Here is a 22,421-nt window from a genome sequence, read left to right on the forward strand (position 1 = left end):
ACTAGTACAACCATACTCTTAGCATTGAAAGTAACTTATCGGTATCAACCGGCTTAGCCAGGTAATCACTCGCCCCGGCTTCAATACATTTGCTTCGGTCACCTTTCATGGCCTTTGCGGTCAGTGCAATAACCGGCAGGGACTCATACTTCTTCTGCTTTCTTATCTCCTGCATGGCTTCGTAACCATCCATTTTAGGCATCATGATGTCCATCAGCACCAAATCGATATCAGGATTTTCATTCAACTTATCCAAACTCTCCTGACCGTCCCGGGCGATAACGATGTTCATGCCCTTGTCTTCAAGAATGCTGGAAAGCGCGAAAACATTTCTCATATCATCATCCACAAGAAGAATGTTCTTATCCTTTAGCACTGACTCTTTATCATGGACGGCTTTGAGCATGCCTCTCTGTTCCGCTGGCAACTCAGCCTCGACTCTGTGTAGGAAGAGTGCGGTTTCATCTAGTAGTCGCTCAGGAGACTTAACACCTTTGATAATGATGCTCTCGGCATACTGATTCAGCTCTTTCTCTTCATCTCTAGTAAGCTCTCGACCTGTGTAGACGATAATTGGCACCCGAGCGGCCGTTTCACTTCTTCTGATATCTTCCAGCAGCTCAAAGCCCGTCATATCTTCAAGGCCCAAATCCAGCACCATGCAGTCGTATCTCTGTGATTCAAGCTCGCTAAGCGCTTCTTTGCCTGTCGACACCGCGACAATATGAACATCCTCTTCACCAATAAGCTGGCGAATACTATCGCGTTGAATTTCGTCATCTTCGACGACAAGCAGACGTTTGACGGGTTTGGAAATGATCTCTTCGATGTTAGAGAAGGCGGTATCCAGCTTTTTCATATCGACAGGTTTTGTCAGATATCCAATGGCTCCCATTCTCATGGCATCGAGATTAGCATCATTCGCGGACATAAAGTGAACTGGGATATGGCGAAGATCCGGGTTCTCTTTCAGCCTTTCCATCACTGTCCAGCCATCAATTCCCGGCAAACCAATATCAAGAACAATAGCACTAGGCTTGTAGTAGTCAGCAAAGTGCAACCCTGTTTCCCCGGTTTCTGCAACGATGCATTTGAACCCACGTTCACGACCAAAATCTCTCATCACTCCCGCGAAAGCTTTGTCATCTTCAATAACCAGCAAGGTACGATCTTCGGTTGCTATTGTGTGTCGGTCGTCTTCAATATAACTCTCCGCTTTAATCGGAGAGGTTGTTTCCACTGGACTAACTGGTTTGGCTGATTTCGCTTTTACTGCAGGTAGCGGTTCCATTTTTTCAGCTTTAAGCTCAGCTTTACTGGCCTCAGTTTTGACAGGTTGAGTCGGCTCGGTAGTGGCTTCCAGTTCCGTTACTTTCGAGATGTACTTCAGAGGAAGGACAACTGTAAACGTACTGCCTTTGCCTTCTTCACTTTTCAGAAGAATAGAGCCACCAAGCAAATGAGTTAGCTCTTTGGAGATAGAGAGACCAAGCCCCGTACCACCGTACTTGCGACTGGTACTGCCATCAGCCTGTTGGAAAGCCTGAAATATGGAAAGTTGCTGCTCCTCTTTAATGCCAATGCCATCATCTTTAACATGAAACGCGACCAGAGATTCTCTTGGCATCTGCATTCGCTGTGCGACTTCAGGTGAAGGCATCGCCATGCTTAACGAAACAACCCCTTCATGGGTAAACTTGAAGGCGTTAGTAAGCAGGTTTCGCAAAACTTGCTGCAATCTTTGAGAGTCTGTTTCTATTGATTGAGGAAGGTTCCCTGCAACGCTGATATCAAAATCCAATCCTTTTTCAGCGGCAATGTCCTGATACAGACGCCTAATATCCTGTTCCACTGAATCAAATGCGACATCTTCAACATGCAACTCAATCTTCCCTGCCTCCACTTTCGACAGATCCAGAATTTCATTAATAAGAGAAAGAAGATCAGAGCCTGATGAGTTTATCGCTTTAGCTGACTCAATTTGCTTAGCATTCAGGTTGCCATCTTTGTTATTCGCAAAAAGCTGAGACAAAATTAAGATACTGTTTAGCGGTGTTCTTAACTCGTGAGACATGTTTGCCAGAAACTCAGACTTATACTTGCTGGCAATTTCGACCTCTTTCGCTTTTTCCTCAACGATTTGCTGAGCTAAATGCAGTTCGTCATTTTTCTCCTGCATCTCAATTTTCTGATCTTCAAGCGCTTTGGTTCGCTCCTCCAACTCTTCATTAGTAACGCGAAGCTCTTCCTGCTGGGCTTGAAGCTCTGCTTCTGATTCCTTAAGCACTTTGGTCTGCTCTTCCAACTCTTCATTGGTCACTCTCAACTCTTCTTGTTGAGTTTGCAGCGCCTGCTCTGACTTACGAAGTGCCGTCGCTTGCTGCTCAAGATCCTCATTGGCTTTAGAGAGGTTTTCTTTTTGCTCCTGAGCCTGTTCAAGAAGCCTTTCAATCATTGAACGTGCATTTGCTGCACTAAACACGATCGCTGCATTGGTGCTGGATTCATTCACAAATGTTTTATGTAGGGTGGAGAATGGATTTACCGCGCCCAACAACGCAACACCAATAAGGTGGCTATCAGTGACAAGAGGAATGGCCATAAAGTATTTTGGTGTCACTTCCCCAGCACCATAATTAAATGCAGGAGCGTTATCGGCTACATCAGAGAAAGCGATCACTTCCTGCTCCATAGCCGCTTGACCAATCATGCCTTCACCCAGTTGAATCTGGTTGAAGTTGCCGCTTCTATCAGTGAATGCATAGCTGGACTTCAGATTTAGAACCTGTTGTTTCTCATCAAACAGATATAAAGCGCCTAACTGGCTACCCATATGCTTAGCAAAGAAAGTAATGAACTTATTTGATAGGTCTGAGAGTTCCAGATCTCCACGTAACTGGTCGTCCAGGTCTTCTTTACCCGACTTTAACCAATCCAGATTTTTAAGCTGTACAGCCATGTCGTTGAGAGAACGAGCTAGATCACCAAGTTCGTCTTTTTGGTTTAAATCCAGAGTTGAGTTTAGATTTCCAGACGCAATATCTTTTGCAAAGTCCATCCCTTTGGTAAGCGGGCTGGTAACAGAGTCAGAGAATTTAAGGGCGATAAAGCCAACAATCAGAATCAGAACAAGGCTGGCAAAGAGCAGCGCTTGCAATAAGAAATAAATAGGCTCTGTTACCTCATCTTCGTTGATCTTTGAGATGAGGTACCAGTCGTATCCTGGGACCTGAACCTTATTGAAGGTGACCAGTACATTTCGACCTGCGCTATCGATACAAGTATCTTGCCCGCCTTTCATTCCAGCTACCTGGGCATCGGTCCAGTAATCTAAATCCCTTTTTAAACGAAACCCAACAACGTATTCACCACTTCCCATGGTGACCAGGTCACTTCTTAACTCAAAAAGTCCCGTTACTGAACTAATGCCAAGTAAATAGGACTCTCCCGTTTGACCCATTCCGATACGTGAGTCAACAATGGTATTGACCAGGTTAGGTAATAACTTGACCGCCAGAATCGCTATTGTGTTTCCTTCAGCATCCCTCACAGGTGTCGCAATATAGGAGATTTGCTCTTTGTCTTGAGCGCTGTATGAAAAGTCAGAAAAAACGGTACTGTCCTGAAGTTCAACCTGAGACCAGGCTCTCTGAAGTGCGACATCTGATACTCTTCCAGAGCTCAGGACAACACCTTTACGAGAGACTTCATTTTTAGAATATAGAATCTGACCATATGCCGGATCAATGATAAGAAGGTCATCGTAGCCATAACCACGAATGTACTCACCAATGTAGGATTCATGACTATCAAGGGCTTCCGGATTGGTCGTTCTCGACTTCAGACTGACTAACTTAACCAGATTTGCTATTCGGTCACTTTCCGCAAGCACCTGAATATCAGTCACTCTTTTTATAAAAAAGTCTTCGACATTTTTACTTCTTAAAGCTTGAATGGCATTTAACTGTTCAAACGACTTATCAATAAGTGCTTTGGAAGAAAGCTGAGAGTTAAACAGAGTTGCCGCTAGAAGTGGAACAACTCCAAAAAAGAGAAGTATTGATATGAGTTTTGTTCGAATGCGGATATCAGCAAGTTTAATCATTGAATATCATAACCAATCAGGTTTATTTATATTCAACAATTATCATTTAGCAAGTAGTTATACACAATACCGTATAACTACTTACTTGAGCTAAATCAATGGGAATGAGCTGTTAGAAACATTTATTCGCAAGGCGGTGCTAAATGAATGGTTTCAGCCAATCCCCCCAAAGACGTTTCGCGGTACTTTTTGTTCATATCTTTACCGGTTCGATACATGGTATCGATAACCTTATCAAGAGAGATCAAACATTTACTGGTGCGTTTTAGCGCCATGCGTGAAGCGTTAATTGCCTTCATTGCACCCATTGCGTTTCGTTCAATGCAAGGCACCTGAACCAGACCGCCAATTGGGTCACATGTCATACCCAGTGAATGCTCCATCGCAATTTCTGCCGCGATACAGATCTGTTCATTACTACCACCACGAAGGGCCGTTAAACCAGCGGCAGCCATCGAAGAAGAAACGCCTACTTCACCCTGACAGCCAACTTCAGCACCAGAAATTGAGGCGTTCATTTTATACAGAACACCAATTGCACCTGATACGGCAAGGAAGTCTTTAATCTGCTTAAGATCGAGCTCCCGAATAAAGCGGTGATAGTACATAAGTACAGCTGGAATAACACCTGCAGCACCATTTGTAGGAGAAGTAACCACTTGCCCACCAGCTGCATTTTCTTCACTCACAGCGAAGGCAAATGCGTTAACCCAATCCAAAATTTCCATTGGATCTGCGGTCAAGCCTTGGTTAGCTTCTAACTTCTTCAACAAAGCAGGAGCACGACGGGTGACATTCAAACCACCATCAAGAATCCCTTCCGTTTCAAGACCCCGATCAACACAATTAGACATAATCTGCCAGATTTGCTCGGCTTTTCTGTCGATCTCTTCATTGCTGTGGAATGCCAGTTCATTGCGAAGAATCAATCCACCAAGGCAATATCCATTCTCTTCGGCTTGCTTGAGTAACTCATCTGCTGATTGATATGGAAACTCAAGCTCAGTCGCTGTTTTGCTGCCACTGTTTTTTAGCTCGTCTTCTGTAGCGATAAAACCACCACCGATTGAGTAATAGACTTCTGTATCAATGAGATCCCCATTCGCATCGAACGCTGAAATGCTCATTCCGTTTTCGTGCAGCGGAAGGTTATCTTCATGGAAAACAATATCAGCTTGTCTATCGAAAGGAATTTGCTTCTCGCCACATAAAAGCATGGTGTTTTCAGCAAACGAGGTTCGCATCAGCTTATTTGCAGCTGGGATATCAATACAATCAGGACGATTACCCATTAAGCCAAGCACCGTTGCTCTGTCTGTATGGTGCCCACGCCCAGTTAAAGATAACGAGCCATAAAGATCTATCTGAACTTTAGCGACCTTGCTCAGTACTGGCTTTACTTTTTCGCCAAACTGAAATCCCGCAATCATCGGACCATTAGTATGCGAACTTGAGGGACCAACTCCAATTTTGTATATGTCAAAAATCGATAACATGCTAAAAACTCTTTAGGACAAGGCTGAAAGTAGCCAATCAGGAATAAAGAAACAGGAAAATACTGTTAGTGCAGCAAATATCAGAAGCATTACCTGACTAAAGTCTGGTCTGCTGTACAAATTTGTCTGCGTTTCAATGAATTCTAACTGATTTTTATTATTGTTTCCCCATAAGTAACTAGTAATAAGACCAGACACAACAAATACTGCTGTTCCTATCGGAGCAAACCATGGCCAGGCAACGCCTATTGGTGGCTTCCTTGGTTCGCCCGGTGGCGAGATCTGCGCAGGTTATGAACCCGTTTTTGTAGTCACGTCCCCTTTGACGTTCATCCCACTAGCCCTTCTATACTGAAAGACTTTTATCTTCCATATCTCCAGCTCAGCGATCCTCTTCTCACATTGCCAAAATTTTTAAGGTTTTTAATCTTTAAAATGCCTTAAAGCTCAATTGTTGAATATATTGATCAAACTCGAATTAATTTCCAGTTCCATTAATTATCATTATTTACATAATTATAACTAGCCTTAGATTTGTAGGGTTGTCTCTGAAAATTTATGTTGTTTGTGAGGAAATAGCCCAAAGTGAAAGTACTTGAAAAGTATAAGTTTAAGTCAAGAGTTCGAATACTCCTCTTTCTGTTTGTTGTCACGCTAACTGTATTGCAAAGCGCTTTCTTTTTTAGTGTATTTGAAGAGAGTATCACCCACCAGGTAGGAACCAAGGCTTTAGTTCAGGCAAAGAATATCGCAGCAGATGCTGAAAACGCAGAGTTGCTAGTAAATAAAAAATACGCAGAAATATTTATCAAGTTTAATAAGTTGAGTGAACTAAGCGATGCTGATTATATAGTTATTGCGGACAAAAATGAGATTCGGCGCTACCACCCAAACAGTACTCATATTGGGAAAAAAATAAACAGCAATGACAATAAAGACGCATTAGAAAACAAACAGAGTTATATATCAGAAAAGGTTGGTGAGTCTGGCTTGTCAGTCCGGGGAAAATCCCCCGTTATAGACAAGGATGGAAATGTTGTTGGCGTGGTCGCGGTCGGGTACTTAATAGACAAGCTAAGTAGCCGAATTATTGAGTACGCTTTCCCTTTGATCTTTATCTTTGGAATTTCGTGTTTGTTGTCTTTGATGGGGGCATTTTACTTCTCAAACCATATCAAGAGTCAGATGTTTGATATGGAACCTAGTGAAATTGCGGCAACGCTGCAACTAAAACGTAGCGTAATGGAGTCTATGTATGAGGGCATTGTTGCTATAAGTAAAAATGGCGAAATACTTAACATCAACAAGCGTGCGCTGGATATGCTGGGTATCGTGCAGTCTAAAGAGCAGGCTATCAATCAACTAGCCCAAAACCTAATTACTCCAGTGAACTTCTTTGTCCCGTCTCTTGTTGGTGAAAATACAGAAAACAACGTCAATGACGAACTGGTCTCGTGCAATGGCGAAACTTTTATCGCTAACAGGGTGCCAATGATAAGTGAGGGAAAAACCATAGGCTTCGTTGTTAGCCTTAGGCAACGAGATGATATCGGCTCACTTACTACAAAACTGGCTCAGGCACAGCACTATATTGATAACCTTCGTGTAATAAGGCATGAACACAACAATCAGCTATCAACCATAAGTGGTTTAATACAGATAGGTGAGTATGAAAAAGCGCTGGCAGCACTAGAAAGTACCAATAGCGAAAAACAGGAAGTCATCGACTCAATAACTAAGAACTTTCGTCCCAGAACTGTCGCTGGCTTACTTTTAGGCAAATACAGTCGAGCGAAAGAAATGGGCCTTAGACTAGAGTTTGACCCTATGTCTCATTTCAGTGGCGAAAGCTGTCCGATAAAGGATGAAGAACTGACGGCAATGCTAGGTAACTTACTGGACAATGCATTCGAATCAACTTTGAAGAACCCGAAAAGCAACAAAACGATCAACCTTCTGATGTCTGATCAGGGAGAAGATTTGGTCATCGTCGTCACTGACAATGGTGTTGGGTTCGATGACTATGATAACGACAATATTTTCAACCGAGGTATTACCTCGAAAGATGAACCTGGGCATGGTATTGGTTTATACCTTGTCGACCAATATGTGAAACGTGGAAACGGGACAATTATCATTGAGGAGTCTGAGCCAACTGGCGCGGTAATCTCTATTTACGTCCCTAAAATAGAAGAAAAGAAAATATCATGATTGTATACGATGTACTGATAATAGAGGACGAATCAAACATCGCTGAGTTCCATAGTCAGCTTCTTCTTGATTCTCCAAATTTTAATCCTGTCGGCGTTGCCGGAAGCGTGAAGGAAGCGAAGAGCATGCTAACGATCTTCAAACCCGATCTGGTTATTCTTGATAATTACTTGCCAGATGGAAAAGGGATCGACTTAATGAAGGTAATGACAGCGTCAGAGAACCCACCCAACGTCATATTCGTTACAGCAGCAAGTGATATGGAAACCGTCCAAAAAGCAATCCGAATGGGTGCTTTTGACTACCTGCTAAAACCGATCTCCTACGCTCGTTTAAGCGACTCGTTAGAACGATTTTTGAAGTATATGAGCACCGTAAAATCGACAGATTCTATTAATCAACGTTTTGTGGACATCATGATGAACTACCAATCAAAAAATAATGGAGCACTGGAAACACTCCCTAAAGGAATAGATCAGCTTACGGTAGATAAAATCAAAAGTCTGTTTATCGATGAATCTGTCCAACACACAGCTGAATCACTCGTGGAAGCTGCAGAAATCAGCAAAACAACCGCGAGGCGCTACCTCGAATATTGTGCGATATCTGGTTTCCTAAAAGCTGATATTAATCATGGCAAAAGAGGGAGGCCTGAACGCATCTACAGTAAGAAAATAAACCATTAACTAATGAATAAATAGCGATATATACTCAAGAATAAATTAACAAATTTTGACTCCTTACCATCTGGTTATTTTTGAGTATATCGTCCTAAACAACTCTCAATACCTAATTCATTCGAATAGAATTAACCTACCTATCCCTTATTTACACCAAATTATGATTTACAAATAAGTGAAAACCTTCTCGATTTTGTTATAGCCATATAAAAAACTAACAATAACAATATCTAACAGGTTATTAATCCCATGAGTAATTTCTATTTCTCTTGTAAAAATCATTTTAAATTCTTTAAAACTTTAGCTGCCTTTTAAACATAACTTCCGATTGAAATCCCTCACATCAATAGATCAGTGATTAAAAGAAAATAACAACGTGAAACAAATCACCATCTATTCCAATCAATTACAAAGGAAGATAGTAATGAAAAAATTTGCTAAAACTATAGGAAAGGTATCCTCTGTCGCAGCGATTACACTTTCAGTTCTAGCCCCTTCAATGGCTGTTGCAGACAACTACCCTAATAAGCCGATCAACTTCGTTGTTGGCTTCGGTGTTGGTGGTAGTGCTGACCGTATGACACGTTCCATGTCTGGATTTATCTCCGAAGAACTTGGACAGCCAATCAAGGTCATCAATAAAAAAGGCGCGGGTACACAGATTTCAGCAAACTATGTACTTGCAAGGCCAGATGATGGCTACACCGTATACTCATCCACTTTCGCACCTTACCTGACTAACACCATTCTTAAGGGCCAAGCTAAATACTCAGTTGAAGACTTCTCATATATAAACTTCCAGTGGTTCGACAAAGAACTGATCGCAGCTAACAGAAATACACCTTACAAAGATCTGGCTTCTCTTATCACCGCAATCAAGGAAAAGCCTAAATCAGTAAAGGCTGCGGTTGTGCAGGGCTCTGGTGGTCACTTAATGGCGAAGCTGCTTCTTGATAAAAATGGTATCCCGCAAGAGAACCTTAATCTGGTGACTTTCAGTAGTGGTGGTAAAGCTCGTTCTGCTGTAGCCGGTGGACAAGTAGACTTCATCATCATCAGTGCTCAGGGCAGTGAAGGTATTCGCGAATTTATTCACCCTCTGGCGGTCGTGAACGATACAGCAAGTGAGCACTGGAACGCGCCAGCTGTAAACGATGCTCTTAAACCACTAAATACTGAAGTGCCGATCCTGACGGGTTCAATGCGCGGATTCGCGGTAACAAAAGAGTTCAAGGAAAAATTCCCTAAACGCTACGACAAACTTGCAAGCGCCATCGAAAGATCTCTGGCGCGTCAAGAGGTTCAGAAGTTCCTGAAAGCCAGCGATATCGGTGGTGATTGGGTTGGTCCCGAACGCTCGTCTCAGTTGATGAGCGAAAACTTCAAGACCTTCCAGAAGTACAGCCATCTACTAGATTAACTCAACTCTCTGGCTGCCTGTCCGGGCAGCCAATTAACTCCAATACGTGAGGATATATGAAGATTTTAAGTAAGAAGACCGCTGATTTTACGGTGGTTGGCGTATTAGCGCTCTTCATCTGTTGGTACACATGGTCGGCCTGGCAAGCATCATCAATGGTTGAAAACATGATTCTGATTGTTCCGATAGCCGCTATCGCTCTGTTAATGGCTATTGGCGAGATGGTTAGACAAGCTAGAAATAACGCATCACAAGTTCCTACAGAAGACTCTGAAGAAAAAAGCGAAGCAGATTCAGTGATGACTGTGCTACCCATCATCGGTCTGTTTACTGTCTACGTGATGTCTCTTGAAACCATCGGTTTTGATATCGCTACAACCTTGTTTGTCGCCGCCTTCCTGTGGCACCAAAAAGAACGCCGCCTCGTGTGGCTTGTCGGTTACAGCGTTGTGTTTGGCCTGCTAATGTCGGTTTTCTTTGCCCAAATGCTGCCTTACCCAATGCCAATGTCATTGCTACCAACTGAATACTAAGGAGAAGCAATGTTAGATTTTTCAGCAATTATGGCAGGTAGTGAGCTGCTACTCTCCTCAGTCGGCCCATGGCTTTATGTTGTACCTGGTATGGTTATCGGACTGGTATTCGGTGCAATTCCGGGACTTCAGATCTCAATGGCTATGGCGATTTTCCTGCCAGCAACACTATACATGAACTTCCTTGAAGCGATGATCTTCCTGACAGCCATATTCACAGGTGGCTCATTTGGTAGTGGTATACCAGCCATACTAATGAACATACCGGGTACCTCATCGGCTATCGCAACAGCCTTTGATGGCTATCCAATGGCTAAAAAAGGTGAACATAACAAAGCGTTAGGCACTGCTCTTGGTGCATCCTGCTTTGGTGCGATCTTTGGCTATATGATTTTGTTTATGCTGATTCAGCCTATCTCTTCGATGGTTCTTAAACTTGGCCCTTCAGAAATGTTCTTCGTTATCCTTTGGGGGATGACACTGATCGCCAGCCTGAAAGGTGACTTTATGCTTAAAGGCCTGCTTTCAGGATTTGTTGGTCTGCTTATCGGCACCATCGGATACAGTGAAGCGGGTGTGGCTCGCGGTACCATGGGTAACGAATATCTGTTAGATGGTGTTCCGGTTATTCCTGCAATGATGGGTATGTTCGCAGCATCTGAGTTATTTAAGTTGGTAAATAAAAACTATCTTGTTGCTGATGAGTCTGCACGTAAGGTAAGTATCAAAGAGATCCTTGCGGGTTTCCGTCACTCATTCAAGCACCCTAAAGTGCTAATTCGAGGCAGTATCATAGGTGTCTTTGTTGGTGCGGTTCCGGGAGTAGGTTCATCCGTATCTAACCTTCTGTCTTATGTAGAGACTAAGCGTGGTGACAAAGATCCGGACAGCTTTGGCAAGGGTAATCCTAAAGGTGTTGTAGCAGCAGAATCTGCAAACTCAACATCCGAAGCTGGCTCTATGGCGACACTGCTTGCACTGGGTATCCCTGGTGGTGGAGCAACAGCAGTAATGCTGGCCGCATTCGCCATGCATAACATTACAGGTGGCCCACAATTCATCCGAGAACAAACTGATATCGTGTATGCGATTATTATGGGTAACTTTGTTCAGGTGTTCCTTTTAATTGGACTTGGACTGATCTTTATACCGATTTTGGCCAACGTAGTTAAGGTACCAATGAACATTCTGATCCCATCCGTGTTATCGATGGCAGTGTTTGGTTCATTCGGCCTGACAGGCAACATCTCAGGCCCAGTTACTGTGCTGGTGTTCTCTATTGTTGGTTGGATATTCAGTCGTCTTAACTACTCTGTTCCAGCTGCTGTAATCGGTATCCTGCTGGGCAGAATGGCTGAAAGTAACCTGCTTCATACATACCAAATTAGTGGTGGTGAAATCAGTTACGTATTCGAAAGACCAATTACTCTTCTTATTATCGGTCTATTGCTGCTTTCACTGTTCGGCTCGAAAATTACCGCTGCACTTTCAAAGAAAGCGAGCAAGAGCTCTTCAACTGCAGAGGTATAACAACCATTCAGGCCAGCTAGGCAATTAGCTGGCTTTTTTTATTTTCAAGTCCTAGGAAACACTATGCTAGACAACTATTGTTCTATGCTCGCAGAACGCAAAGCAATGTCCATAGAGCCAAAAACGATCAGTAAGACTGATCTTGTTGAATTAACTTCGATTCTTCAAAAAACAGATTTGGATACAGACACCCAGTCCAGCCTGTTTGATATATTTGCTCACCGAGTTCCACCGGGAGTAGATGAAACCTCAAAAGTAAAAGCCGACTTCCTGTTTCAACTGGCTACTGGTGAACTGACGTCACCTATTATTCAGCCTCAAGACGCCGTTCATCTGTTGGGTACAATGCAGGGTGGCTACAATGTTGTTCACCTTGTAAACCTGCTTGAGCACAAAACTCTCGCAGATACTGTTGTTGCCGCCCTTGAAAAGACTATTCTGGTCTTTGACAACCTGAATACAATCCATCAGCTAGCCATAAATGGAAATCTACATGCAGAAAAAGCCTTAAACCAGTGGGCAGAAGCTAACTGGTTCCACAGTAGGCGCGAAATTGCAGAAAAGATAACGGTCACGGTTTTTAAGGTTCCAGGAGAAATTAATACGGATGATCTTTCACCGGCACAAGATGCCTGGTCACGTCCGGATATCCCGTTACACGCGCAAGCTATGTTAAAAGTGCCTCGCGAAGGGATGATTGAGAAACCTCTGGATGCTATTGCAGAGCTTAAACAGAAAGGCTATCCGGTCGCATTTGTTGGCGATGTTGTAGGTACAGGTTCGTCCCGTAAATCTGCTGCTAACTCTGTGATCTGGCATATCGGTAATGACATTCCATTTGTACCGAACAAGCGATTCGGAGGTGTGGTGATTGGAGGAACCATTGCACCGATATTTTATAACACTCTGGAAGACGCAGGCGCTCTACCAATTGAATCAGATGTTTCAAGCTTATCAAGTGGACAGGTCATTGATATCTATCCGTACAAAGGTGAAATCAGAGATCACGAAACAGGTCAAATAGTGAGTAAGTTTTCAGTTAAGTCAGATATGTTGTTTGACAGCATCCGCGCAGGTGGACGCATACAGCTGATATTAGGCCGCCAGCTAACTGATGATGCAAGAGAGCTGCTCAATCTGCCACAAAGCGACGCTTTCCGCTGCCCGGAAACCATTGAAGGTAATGGCAGCTACTCACTGGCACAAAAGATCGTAGGTAAAGCTTGTGGTCTTGACGGAGTATATCCCGGACAATACTGCCAGCCCAAAGTAGCAACTGTAGGTTCTCAGGATACTACTGGCCCTATGACGCGCGATGAGGTCAAAGATCTGGCATGTTTAAACTTTAATGCCGATCTGGTGTTACAGACGTTTTGCCACACCGCTCCGTACCCTCGTCCTATAGATGCCGAAAACCATTCAACCATGCCTCCATTCTTTGAATCTCGTGGTGGTGTGGCAATCAATCCGGGTGACGGTGTGATTCACTCATGGTTAAACCGAATGATCTTGCCTGATACCGTTGGCACAGGTGGAGACTCACACACAAGATTCCCGTTGGGTGTATCCTTCCCAGCAGGCTCGGGTTTAGTAGCCTTTGCCGCTGCCACAGGAATGATGCCATTAGATATGCCTGAATCAGTGCTAGTGCGATTTAAAGGCGAGATGAGAGACGGAATCACTCTGCGCGATCTTGTTCATGCCATCCCTTACTTTGCGATTAAAAAAGGCCTGCTCACCGTAGAGAAGGCGAACAAGAAAAACATCTTTGCAGGTAAGATCATTGAAATCGAAGGCCTTGAAACCCTTTCAGTAGAACAGGCATTCGAGTTAGCAGATGCAACAGCTGAACGCTCTGCATCTGGATGCAGCATCGCTTTGGATGAGTCAACTGTTTCCACTTATTTGAACTCCAATATCACGTTGCTCGAATGGATGATCTCACAAGGGTATGAGAGCCGCGAGACAATTCAAAAACGTATCGATGATATGAAGGCGTGGTTAGCTGATCCTAAGTTATTAAAAGCAGACCCGGATGCTCAGTACGCTGAGGTGCTGGAAATCGATGTTGCTGACATTATCGAGCCACTATTGTGCTGTCCTAATGATCCTGACGATGTTAAACCACTGTCTGAAGTGAAAGGTACATCTATCGATGAAGTATTTATCGGTTCATGCATGACAAATATCGGTCATTTTCGTGCAGCTGGTCAGCTACTTGACCAAAGTAACCAACCGACTAAGAGCAAGATGTGGATAGCGCCTCCAACCAAAATGGACGAAGCCAAATTGAGACAGGAAGGCTTGTACAATACGTTTGCACGAAAAGGTGTAAGGCTAGAGATGCCGGGGTGCTCTTTATGCATGGGTAATCAGGCTCAAATAGCTCAAGGTTCCACAGCTATTTCAACATCTACCCGAAACTTTCCAAATCGCTTAGGCAAAGACACGCTGGTTTATCTCGGCTCCGCAGAGCTCGCCACCATAACCGCAATGCATGGTCAGTTACCAACCGTTGATGAGTATATGAGCTTCGCCAGTACACTCACTGATAACAAAAAGTCTATCTATTCGTATTTGGACTTTAGTGAGATGGAAGAGTATCAGTCTCCAGATACATTGGTTGTAAGGCAAATATAAATCCAATTAAGCCAATAGTGTTGTTAGAGTGTTATTTTTAAAATAAGTCGTCATCACGGATGACGACTTATCGTTTTACACTGTCGAAACTAAGAAAAGCTCTTCCCCAACTTTATCGCGGATGCGATATTTCTTGCACTCACTGTTAGGTTGTTTTCTGCTTCAAGAAGCACTTCACTTAATGGCATTGGCGCTCTCACGGTTCCAAAAACACCATCAAAAACCTCATACAGTTTTTCAGTCTCTTTGCCTAAAGAGCCTGCTATCGCAATAACGGGAATCCCGCGTTCCTTTGCACGTTTTGCTATGCCGTAAGGGGTTTTCCCCTGAAGCGTTTGATCGTCCATTCGTCCTTCTCCGGTAATGACAAGGTCGATATCATTGAGCGCTTCATCTGCTTTTACGGTATCCATCACCAGTTCAATACCCGACTGAACTTTGGGTTCAAACGCCAGTGACAAGCCCAATAGCGTTCCACCCGCTGCTCCGTATCCCGGTGCAAGTTTATAATTTACTCCTGTAAATGACTCGATTACATCAGCAAAGTGTCCAAGACTCGCATCAAGGCTTTTAACCATTTCTAGTGTTGCTCCTTTTTGCGGACCAAACACATGGCTTGCACCATTTTCTCCACAAAGAGGGTTGCTAACATCGCAGGCGACTTCGAGCTTAACCTCGCGACATCTCGGATGCATTTCAGACGCATCGATATAGCAAAACTCGGAAAGCGACAGACCACCGCGCGGAATCTCTTTCCCATCACTGTCTAGCAACTTAACACCTAGCGCTTGTAATATACCTGCACCACCATCGTTGGTCGCACTGCCACCCAATCCAAGTAGAATAGAGTCCACACCAGCATCCAGCGCATCTCGGATCAGCTCTCCGCTTCCGAACGTTGTTGCTAGTTCCGGGTTTCGCTCCGGTTCAGGCACTAAGTCCAGACCTGATGCAGAGGCTATCTCAATCAGCGCTTTTCTCTTACTACCAGATTTCGCACCATCAGCATTTTTGTCTTTAAGCAATGCCCACTTTGCTGTTACAGGCTTCCCCATAGGGCCTATAACATCAACGTATCGGATTTCGCCATCAAGAGATTGCAAAAGCGCTTCAAGCGTACCCTCTCCACCATCGGCAAGAGGGAGTTTACGAAATTCAGCGTCCGTGAAAACCTGCTTAAAGCCCGCTTCAATGCAGTCACAAACTTGCGCTGCACTTAAAGACTCTTTAAAAGAGTCTGGAGCAATTAACACCTTCATGGACAAGACCTACAGCAACATAAACAGGAAAGCGGAAATCAAAAGTCCTGCACCCAAAACCATTGGGTAAGCAACACGGCTGATATCCTGCGCCATTTCATCTTCATGAGCGGCTTCTTGTTCTGCTGGTTCTTGCGTTTCAGCGGTTTCGTCTGCTCCAAACAGGCGCATAATCTCTTTAGTATCGGATGCGTTCAGAAGATCCTCGCGGAAATCATCATCCACCAGCGAAGAGGTCAGTGTTGTAAGCAGTGTCATATGGGTAGAGCCCGCTTGCGCTGGCGGAATAGCGAGCAGGAAAATCATGTTCACTGGCTCATCACCATCCAGCCCTTGCCAGGTCAGCGCTTCCTTTACAAACGCACAGGCAAAAACAGGCTCTGTTACCGCTTCCGATTTACCGTGAGGCACTGCCAGATATTCGCCTAAACAGGTTGGCCCTTCTTCCTCGCGCTTAAGTACTGCATCAAGGAACATCTGCTTGTCGGTCAGCTTTCCTGTTTGTTCCAGTTTATCGACCAGTACATTAATCGCCTCAAGGCGATCTTCAAATACAACATCTTTTAGGATGAGTTCTTCTGAAGTAAGTTGTGCAAGTTTCATTTTGTGTTCCTTATTCTTGTACTAGCCAGACAAACTGATATGGATTTAAAGTTAGATTATTTTCGATGCTCTCACCGGAAACAAGATCTCTTCCTGATGCAGGTAATACAACATCTTGCGGCTTATCACTGATGTTCACGATATAGCGAACCGCTTCGTCACCTTCACCGCGAATCATGCCAAACAAACCATCACCAAGCTCCAGGATCTGCTGAGAAGACTGAGGTGAAAATGCCTTCTGCTGCATTCTGATTTCTAGCAGCTCCATCATTTGACTATAAACACGTTGTCTCAATGAGCCTTCTTCACCTAGCTCAGTTTCCAGCCGTTCATAACCCAGTTTTTCCCTGTTGATTCGTCGGTTAATGCCTGATTCAACCATGCCTTCGATGTCATTCTCACTGCCTAGCAAGCTATGAACATAGATAGCCGGAACACCGATAAACGACAGAAGGATCGATTGAGCAGCAAGAAACTTGTTCGCTTTTGTTTCTGCATCGTCAGCAGGGTCGCTGATCGCACTTAGGTAATTGATATTCAGCTCATAAGGTGACTGAGTACCATCACCATTGTTTTTGTAGTTTACCCGACCACCTTTGCGTTCAACTTCACGACACATATCCAGACGATCATTGTCACTCAGAATTCCTTCTGTAGGTCTGACACCAATGCCATCATGACTGGCAAGGAAGTTAAAGTAGGTTGTCTTTCTTCCTGCTTTCAGGCTCTCCATCGCTTCCTGAGTCAGACCTTTCGCCCAACCCGTCAGTGTCTGGCTGTTTCCGCTCAGAAATGCGTGTAGAGTCAGTGGTGGAAGCGGGAACTGATAAACCATATGCGCTTCATCACCGTTACCAAAGTAAGAGATATTCTCTTTGTGTGGCACATTAGTTTCAGTAATCAACAACGTACCCGGAACCACTTCATCCAATACAATTCGCCACAGCTTGATGATTTCATGCGCCTGTTCCAGATGGATACAGCTAGAGTTCAGCGCCTTCCAGATAAAACCAATCGCATCCAGACGAATCGAACGCCCACCATTTGCCGCATACATCAGCAGGATATCGATACTCTCCAGCAGCACCTTTGGGCTATTGAAGTTGATATCAATCTGATCCTCAGAAAACGTCGTCCATACATGAGCAGTATCACCATTGGCTTTTTTAAATGGTGTTAGCAGTGGCAATGCGCGCGGTCGGGTAACACTTGAGTAATCCTGATTCGGATCCGCATCAATAAAGTAGTCCTGATACTGCTCATCACCTGCCAGATAACGTTGGAACCAGTCACTGCTCTTTGAGATATGGTTGATGACACAGTCGTACATCAAGTCAAAGTTCTCAGACAGAGCATTGAGCTCTTTCCAATCACCCAGTTCCGGATTCACCTTGCGGTAATCAACCACGCTGAATCCATCATCCGATGTATAGGGGAACATAGGCAGAATATGGATATTGCTGATCGAGTCCTTCAGATACTTATCCGCAAAACGCTTCATGGTATCCAGCGTTTTCAAACCTGACTCTGAAATACTGTCTCCGTAAGTGATCAGATAAGACGTTTGCTCATCAACCCAATCGGCATAGTTTGTAGATTGATCTTTCCATCTGGTCATTAACTCAATAATTGAGTTAGTGATGTCCGATGCCTGCTCGTCACCGTACAGGTACGAAACTTTGCTATAAATTTTTTCGTTAATCATTTTCATACCCTGTTCTTAGTCGGCTCTAATCGTCAAGCGCAGATCGATGCTGTTGTTTGGTCTGATTTCAAATGGGTTTCCACTTTCTACAGGTGCTTCTCTGTAGTTCACCACTTCTACCTCTGGCAGATGAGCAAGCGCTGACGCATCGAAAGTAATCGCTTCATCTGTTGGGTTAAACAGACGCACAATTACCGCACTTCTCTTGTAGAAAGAGTGGCCAATACTAGAAAGCTCAACAGGCTGATTTATCTCGAACAGGCTGACCTGTTGTGGCGCTTCGCGTTTATCAAAGCTCACTTGGAAACGCTCTAATCGGTTCTCAAAGCTGTTTAGTGACTGCTTTTGATAACTGAATGGCTGATTCAGATACTCTTGCTCTAACTGACGAACAGTCTGGTGCTCAGCGTTATCCGCAAATGCAATTGAGAAGTTAAAACTCATCTCTGATTGCAACTGAGCATCAGGAGTATGAACGACTGTGTTATTAATCCCTGAAGCGCGGCCCGGACGCCATAGCAGATCGTCTTTACCTAGCACGCCTGTCGATTTAAACAGAGTCAAAGCGATTTGGTCGTTCGACATACCTTTCAGCACCTGAAACTCTTTTAGTCCCCTGCCCTGCACTATCATCGCTTTGTCGGCATCTTTGATTGCAACCGCACCGTCGGTTGTCTCAATATCAACTGGACATTCGCGGAACTTGTCTCTCCAGCCAGCAATCTCAGGAGAGACTGGTCTCTCCATCAGTGCAAACGGCTGAGTTGCGATAGAAGTATCCGTCATCAGGTCAGAATTCAGAATGATACGAACACGGTGGTCTTTAATCTGGTTTATCGTGCGAACATCCACCAGCAGTTGGGATTGCCCCTTAACCAGAGTCAGGTCGATATCAAAGCTCGCTTTACCGCTCGCTTTGTTTTGCTGACGCTCATCTAAATCTACAGGAAGATCCAGCTCTGCACGGATGGAAAGCACCTGCTCAGTTTCACCGTGACGAGTAGCCGTCCACTCTAGCTTTTGAGAGTAAATAACCACATCTCCTTCTAGCGGAGAGAAGTCATAAGAGTCGCCATCGTCTGCCTGCTCTTCGAAGCGGATAAGCTGAGTAATATGACGGCCACTTGGCTTGTGATGCAGATAGAGCTCACCTTCCTCAAGAGCAACCTGTAGTTCCTCATTGTGAATAACAGGCAGAGTTGAATCCTGAAGAGAACGAACAGAATCATCACTTTCCGAGACTTCCAGCACCTTGTAACCCATCGCAGGGAGATCGCTAACCGTTACGTTTAGTTCAATACGATAGTATGGTGGAACCGGAACTTCCTTCTCACCATCCTTTGTTACTTCGATGACTTTACCGCCATCCAGCTCTTCGTAACTTACGATTTCAGTTGGCAGGGCAACACCATTGTCTTTGATAGCGACATCGAGCGACTTAGCAAACACGACGATCTTCGAGATACCGGAGTACGGCTTAATCTGACCGTTAAACATCAGAACGCTATTATCGTCGTAGCTGTCTGCCAGCTCTTTAGTCACAAGGTTGAACAGGCCCTGACAAATCTCATCAGCCTGCTTTAGACGATGCATAATGTCTGCGTTGGTAGCATCACTGTTACAACCACCCATGCTATCGTGAGCGTGACACTCAAGGATTTTCTTCCAGGCAATATCAACCAGCTCAGTCTGAACATTGATTCCTTGATTCTTAGCAATCGCGATAACTACTTCCAGCCTTTTCAGAAGGAACTGTTCAATCTCAAAGTTCAGCTTTTTGATGTCGTAGCGAACCGAACCAATGGTTTTATGGATACGTGTATAACGAGGCTGCTTAAACTCCCCAATATAAGTTTCGAACTTATCGGAGTTTCGACGCATATGGTCAACAAAGCTTTCCATTGAAGAGATGGTATATACGTCTTCGGCAGGAGAACGCTTGCTCGCCACTGCAAGGGTTTCTGGCAAGTGAGGATCGATATTTACCTGATCACCACCAGATGGGATAAGCACTTCATCAAGGCCAGATAACTGCTTGATCTTCTCTACCATTGGGAAGATTTTCTTATCTAGGTGCGCATCATCAGGCACGATGTTTTTGGCTGCTCCGTAACCATGAACCAGGTTGTAAGCGTAGATACTGTCGCCACCCGCAGACTGCCAGAAAAAGTTAGACTTCTGAACTTGAGAGTCGTAGTCCAAACCACGCCAGAATACGATATTGTCGATACCCATTCCTTTGAAGATGGTCGGCATCTGGGCGTTGTGACCAAAGGTGTCCGGCAGGTACCCCACCATCATGCTATGGCCTAGCTCTTCAGCGATATGCATACCGTATTTCAGGTTACGAATGATCGATTCTGCCGCCACATTGTAGGTATCTGTCTGGGTATACCACGGGCCAATAAACAGCTTCTTCTCGGTAACCAGTTTTGCCATGCGATCACGCATATGTGGCAGTACTTTAAGGTAGTCTTCAACTATCGAACTCTGACCATCCAGGTGGTAACAGCTGTACTCTTTCACGTTTTCTAGTGTTTCGATAACTTTTGTAAAGTTGTAAGTCGCGAGGACATCACTGTCTTGTTGCGTAAAATACCACTCACGATCCCAGTGAGTATGCGGAACTACATGAACTTTAGTCATGGCACGCTCTCTTAAATAGTTAATTCAGTTTGGAGATGCCGGGCGGAACTTGCCCGGCTTATGTGTTGTTATGCTTTGCTTGACTCAGGCTTGGTACACAGCAGTAGTGCTGCGGCAATAAAGCCTGAACCGACAAGGACCGAAATGGTGTAGCTCACCGGATCCGATGACAGGAACCAACCCCATACAGCAGGAAGCGGCAGGCTTTGGTATACATTGAGTACAACAGCTAGCTGAGTACCGATGATAGAGCCAAGGATCATGACAGGAATCATCTTAGGGTTCTTAAGGATGAACGGAATCGCACCTTCCGAGATACCAATCAGGCCAAGCATCAAAGAAGTCTTACCAATAGTTTGCTCTTCACGAGAGAAGACACGGCGACGGAATTTGCCATCCAAAAATGCAGCCAGACCAACACCGATAGGTGGAATAACAATGCCCAACTCACGGGCAATAAGGTCGAAACCATCACCCATACCGTTCAGGCCAAGGGCAACGGACCCAGCCGCTTTGTTGATAGGGCCACCAAGGTCAAAGGCCGTACCCGCTGCAATTACCATAGAGTAAACACCACGACCTGCATCGCCCGCCTCGGTAAACAGGTTGATCATGGCGATATTGACCGCACCAAAGAATGGGTTGATGGCGTACTCCATCGCAAGCACCATCACCACACCAGTTACCGCTGGTACCAGCAGCATGGTTTTGAGTGTTGTCAGCTCTTGTTTAACCTTAATGGTGTCATTCAGATAACGGACTAGATAACCAACAAGGAAACCGATAGCGATAGCACCGAAGAAGCCGGAAGGGGCCCAGCCTTCAAGATCGAAGAAGCGCTTGTAAACTTCATCACTCATTATGCCGCCAATAAAGGCCGGAACCAGAGCCGGTTTACCCGCAATGGAATAAGCAAGATACGCTGCGAAGATTGGATACATAAACTTGATGGTCATAAAACCAAGCTTATCCAGCGTCTGAATTGGCGTACCGGAGATATCAATAAACTCTCCGGTAATCTTGGCAACCGCCATTAGCAATCCACCCAGTACCACGACCGGAAGCATATAGCTGATGCCCGTCATAATATGACCGATGGCTACCTGATACGCAGAACGTTTCTCTTCAACAATATGTTCTGAAGCATTCGATTTCTCTTTGCCACGGCTGAATACGGTAGGCAGAAGATCATTAAAGTTCTTGATCAGTTCCTGAGTGCGTACTTTAAGTGGGTTTGCACCTTCAAATCGTTCCATGTCCATTATTGGAACGTCAATTGCCAGTACTACACCATCAGCAGTAGCAATGTCATGAGCAGTCAGGCGGTTTTTAACGCCATCACTACCCTGAGTTTCAACTTTTACTTCGTAGTTGTTCTTTTCAGCCCAACTCTCAATTTTCTTGGCAGCCATAAATGTATGCGCAATACCTGTAGGGCAGGCGGTTACAGCGACCAGTTTTTTCTTTGCCATCGAAATTTACCTGTGTATTTGTTCTGCCAGCAGTATATTCAGACGACTTATTGCTAGATATTGTTTCATCGTACAACTTACGTATCACGATACATCTGTGACACACATCAAAGAATTAAGT

General features: G+C 44.5%; 13 protein-coding genes. 6 read left to right on the forward strand and 7 right to left on the reverse strand.

Annotated features, from left to right (window positions below):
• Position 1: 1 nt before the first annotated feature.
• On the reverse strand, positions 2-4,105 hold the full coding sequence (locus SNR28_RS08630) for a response regulator (protein WP_375748804.1): 4,104 nt from the start codon (positions 4,103-4,105) through the stop codon (positions 2-4).
• 122 nt (positions 4,106-4,227) lie between these two features.
• Positions 4,228-5,601 (reverse strand): L-serine ammonia-lyase, encoded by a 1,374-nt coding sequence (locus SNR28_RS08635; protein WP_375748805.1) that lies wholly within the window; start codon positions 5,599-5,601, stop codon positions 4,228-4,230.
• Positions 5,602-6,186: 585 nt separating this feature from the next.
• On the opposite strand from SNR28_RS08635, the gene SNR28_RS08640 reads away from it, so the two are divergent.
• From SNR28_RS08640 to SNR28_RS08665, 6 genes are all read left to right on the forward strand, one after another.
• Positions 6,187-7,812, forward strand: a complete 1,626-nt coding sequence (locus tag SNR28_RS08640; protein ID WP_375748806.1) for an ATP-binding protein — start codon at positions 6,187-6,189, stop codon at positions 7,810-7,812.
• Positions 7,806-8,498 (forward strand): response regulator, encoded by a 693-nt coding sequence (locus tag SNR28_RS08645; RefSeq protein WP_375749922.1) that lies wholly within the window; start codon positions 7,806-7,808, stop codon positions 8,496-8,498. The genes SNR28_RS08640 and SNR28_RS08645 overlap by 7 nt, the downstream gene beginning before the upstream one ends.
• A gap of 418 nt (positions 8,499-8,916) precedes the next feature.
• Complete coding sequence (locus SNR28_RS08650) at positions 8,917-9,912, forward strand: Bug family tripartite tricarboxylate transporter substrate binding protein (RefSeq protein WP_375748807.1); 996 nt, start codon at positions 8,917-8,919, stop codon at positions 9,910-9,912.
• Between the two features lie 56 nt (positions 9,913-9,968).
• Positions 9,969-10,445, forward strand: coding sequence for a tripartite tricarboxylate transporter TctB family protein (locus SNR28_RS08655; RefSeq protein WP_375748808.1), 477 nt, complete (start codon positions 9,969-9,971; stop codon positions 10,443-10,445).
• A gap of 9 nt (positions 10,446-10,454) precedes the next feature.
• Complete coding sequence (locus tag SNR28_RS08660; protein ID WP_375748809.1) at positions 10,455-11,975, forward strand: tripartite tricarboxylate transporter permease; 1,521 nt, start codon at positions 10,455-10,457, stop codon at positions 11,973-11,975.
• Between the two features lie 63 nt (positions 11,976-12,038).
• On the forward strand, positions 12,039-14,615 hold the full coding sequence (locus tag SNR28_RS08665) for a bifunctional aconitate hydratase 2/2-methylisocitrate dehydratase (RefSeq protein WP_375748810.1): 2,577 nt from the start codon (positions 12,039-12,041) through the stop codon (positions 14,613-14,615).
• Between the two features lie 89 nt (positions 14,616-14,704).
• Here SNR28_RS08665 and SNR28_RS08670 read toward each other — a convergent pair whose 3' ends face one another.
• From SNR28_RS08670 to SNR28_RS08690, 5 genes are all read right to left on the reverse strand, one after another.
• Complete coding sequence (locus tag SNR28_RS08670) at positions 14,705-15,874, reverse strand: glycerate kinase (RefSeq protein WP_375748811.1); 1,170 nt, start codon at positions 15,872-15,874, stop codon at positions 14,705-14,707.
• A 9-nt stretch (positions 15,875-15,883) separates the two neighbouring features.
• Positions 15,884-16,477, reverse strand: a complete 594-nt coding sequence (locus SNR28_RS08675) for a fructose PTS transporter subunit IIA (RefSeq protein ID WP_375748812.1) — start codon at positions 16,475-16,477, stop codon at positions 15,884-15,886.
• Between the two features lie 10 nt (positions 16,478-16,487).
• Positions 16,488-18,182, reverse strand: coding sequence for an alpha-amylase family glycosyl hydrolase (locus SNR28_RS08680; protein WP_375748813.1), 1,695 nt, complete (start codon positions 18,180-18,182; stop codon positions 16,488-16,490).
• 15 nt (positions 18,183-18,197) lie between these two features.
• Entirely contained in the window at positions 18,198-20,828 is a 2,631-nt protein-coding gene (locus tag SNR28_RS08685) for an alpha-mannosidase (protein WP_375748814.1), read from the reverse strand.
• A gap of 68 nt (positions 20,829-20,896) precedes the next feature.
• Positions 20,897-22,300, reverse strand: coding sequence for a PTS fructose transporter subunit IIC (locus SNR28_RS08690; RefSeq protein ID WP_375748815.1), 1,404 nt, complete (start codon positions 22,298-22,300; stop codon positions 20,897-20,899).
• Between the last annotated feature and the right edge of the window lie 121 nt (positions 22,301-22,421).

This window comes from Vibrio iocasae, assembly GCF_042245395.1.
Classification (GTDB): Bacteria; Pseudomonadota; Gammaproteobacteria; order Enterobacterales; family Vibrionaceae; genus Vibrio; species Vibrio iocasae.

What these genes read in the sequence shown, in the direction of transcription:
- SNR28_RS08670 (WP_375748811.1), bottom strand. Translation starts at nt 15,874, where the DNA reads ATGAAGGTGTTAATTGCTCCAGACTCTTTTAAAGAGTCTTTAAGTGCA.
- SNR28_RS08685 (WP_375748814.1), bottom strand. Translation starts at nt 20,828, where the DNA reads ATGACTAAAGTTCATGTAGTTCCGCATACTCACTGGGATCGTGAGTGG.
- SNR28_RS08630 (WP_375748804.1), bottom strand. Translation starts at nt 4,105, where the DNA reads ATGATTAAACTTGCTGATATCCGCATTCGAACAAAACTCATATCAATA.
- SNR28_RS08690 (WP_375748815.1), bottom strand. Translation starts at nt 22,300, where the DNA reads ATGGCAAAGAAAAAACTGGTCGCTGTAACCGCCTGCCCTACAGGTATT.
- SNR28_RS08675 (WP_375748812.1), bottom strand. Translation starts at nt 16,477, where the DNA reads ATGAAACTTGCACAACTTACTTCAGAAGAACTCATCCTAAAAGATGTT.
- SNR28_RS08660 (WP_375748809.1), top strand. Translation starts at nt 10,455, where the DNA reads ATGTTAGATTTTTCAGCAATTATGGCAGGTAGTGAGCTGCTACTCTCC.
- SNR28_RS08665 (WP_375748810.1), top strand. Translation starts at nt 12,039, where the DNA reads ATGCTAGACAACTATTGTTCTATGCTCGCAGAACGCAAAGCAATGTCC.
- SNR28_RS08655 (WP_375748808.1), top strand. Translation starts at nt 9,969, where the DNA reads ATGAAGATTTTAAGTAAGAAGACCGCTGATTTTACGGTGGTTGGCGTA.
- SNR28_RS08680 (WP_375748813.1), bottom strand. Translation starts at nt 18,182, where the DNA reads ATGATTAACGAAAAAATTTATAGCAAAGTTTCGTACCTGTACGGTGAC.
- SNR28_RS08635 (WP_375748805.1), bottom strand. Translation starts at nt 5,601, where the DNA reads ATGTTATCGATTTTTGACATATACAAAATTGGAGTTGGTCCCTCAAGT.
- SNR28_RS08650 (WP_375748807.1), top strand. Translation starts at nt 8,917, where the DNA reads ATGAAAAAATTTGCTAAAACTATAGGAAAGGTATCCTCTGTCGCAGCG.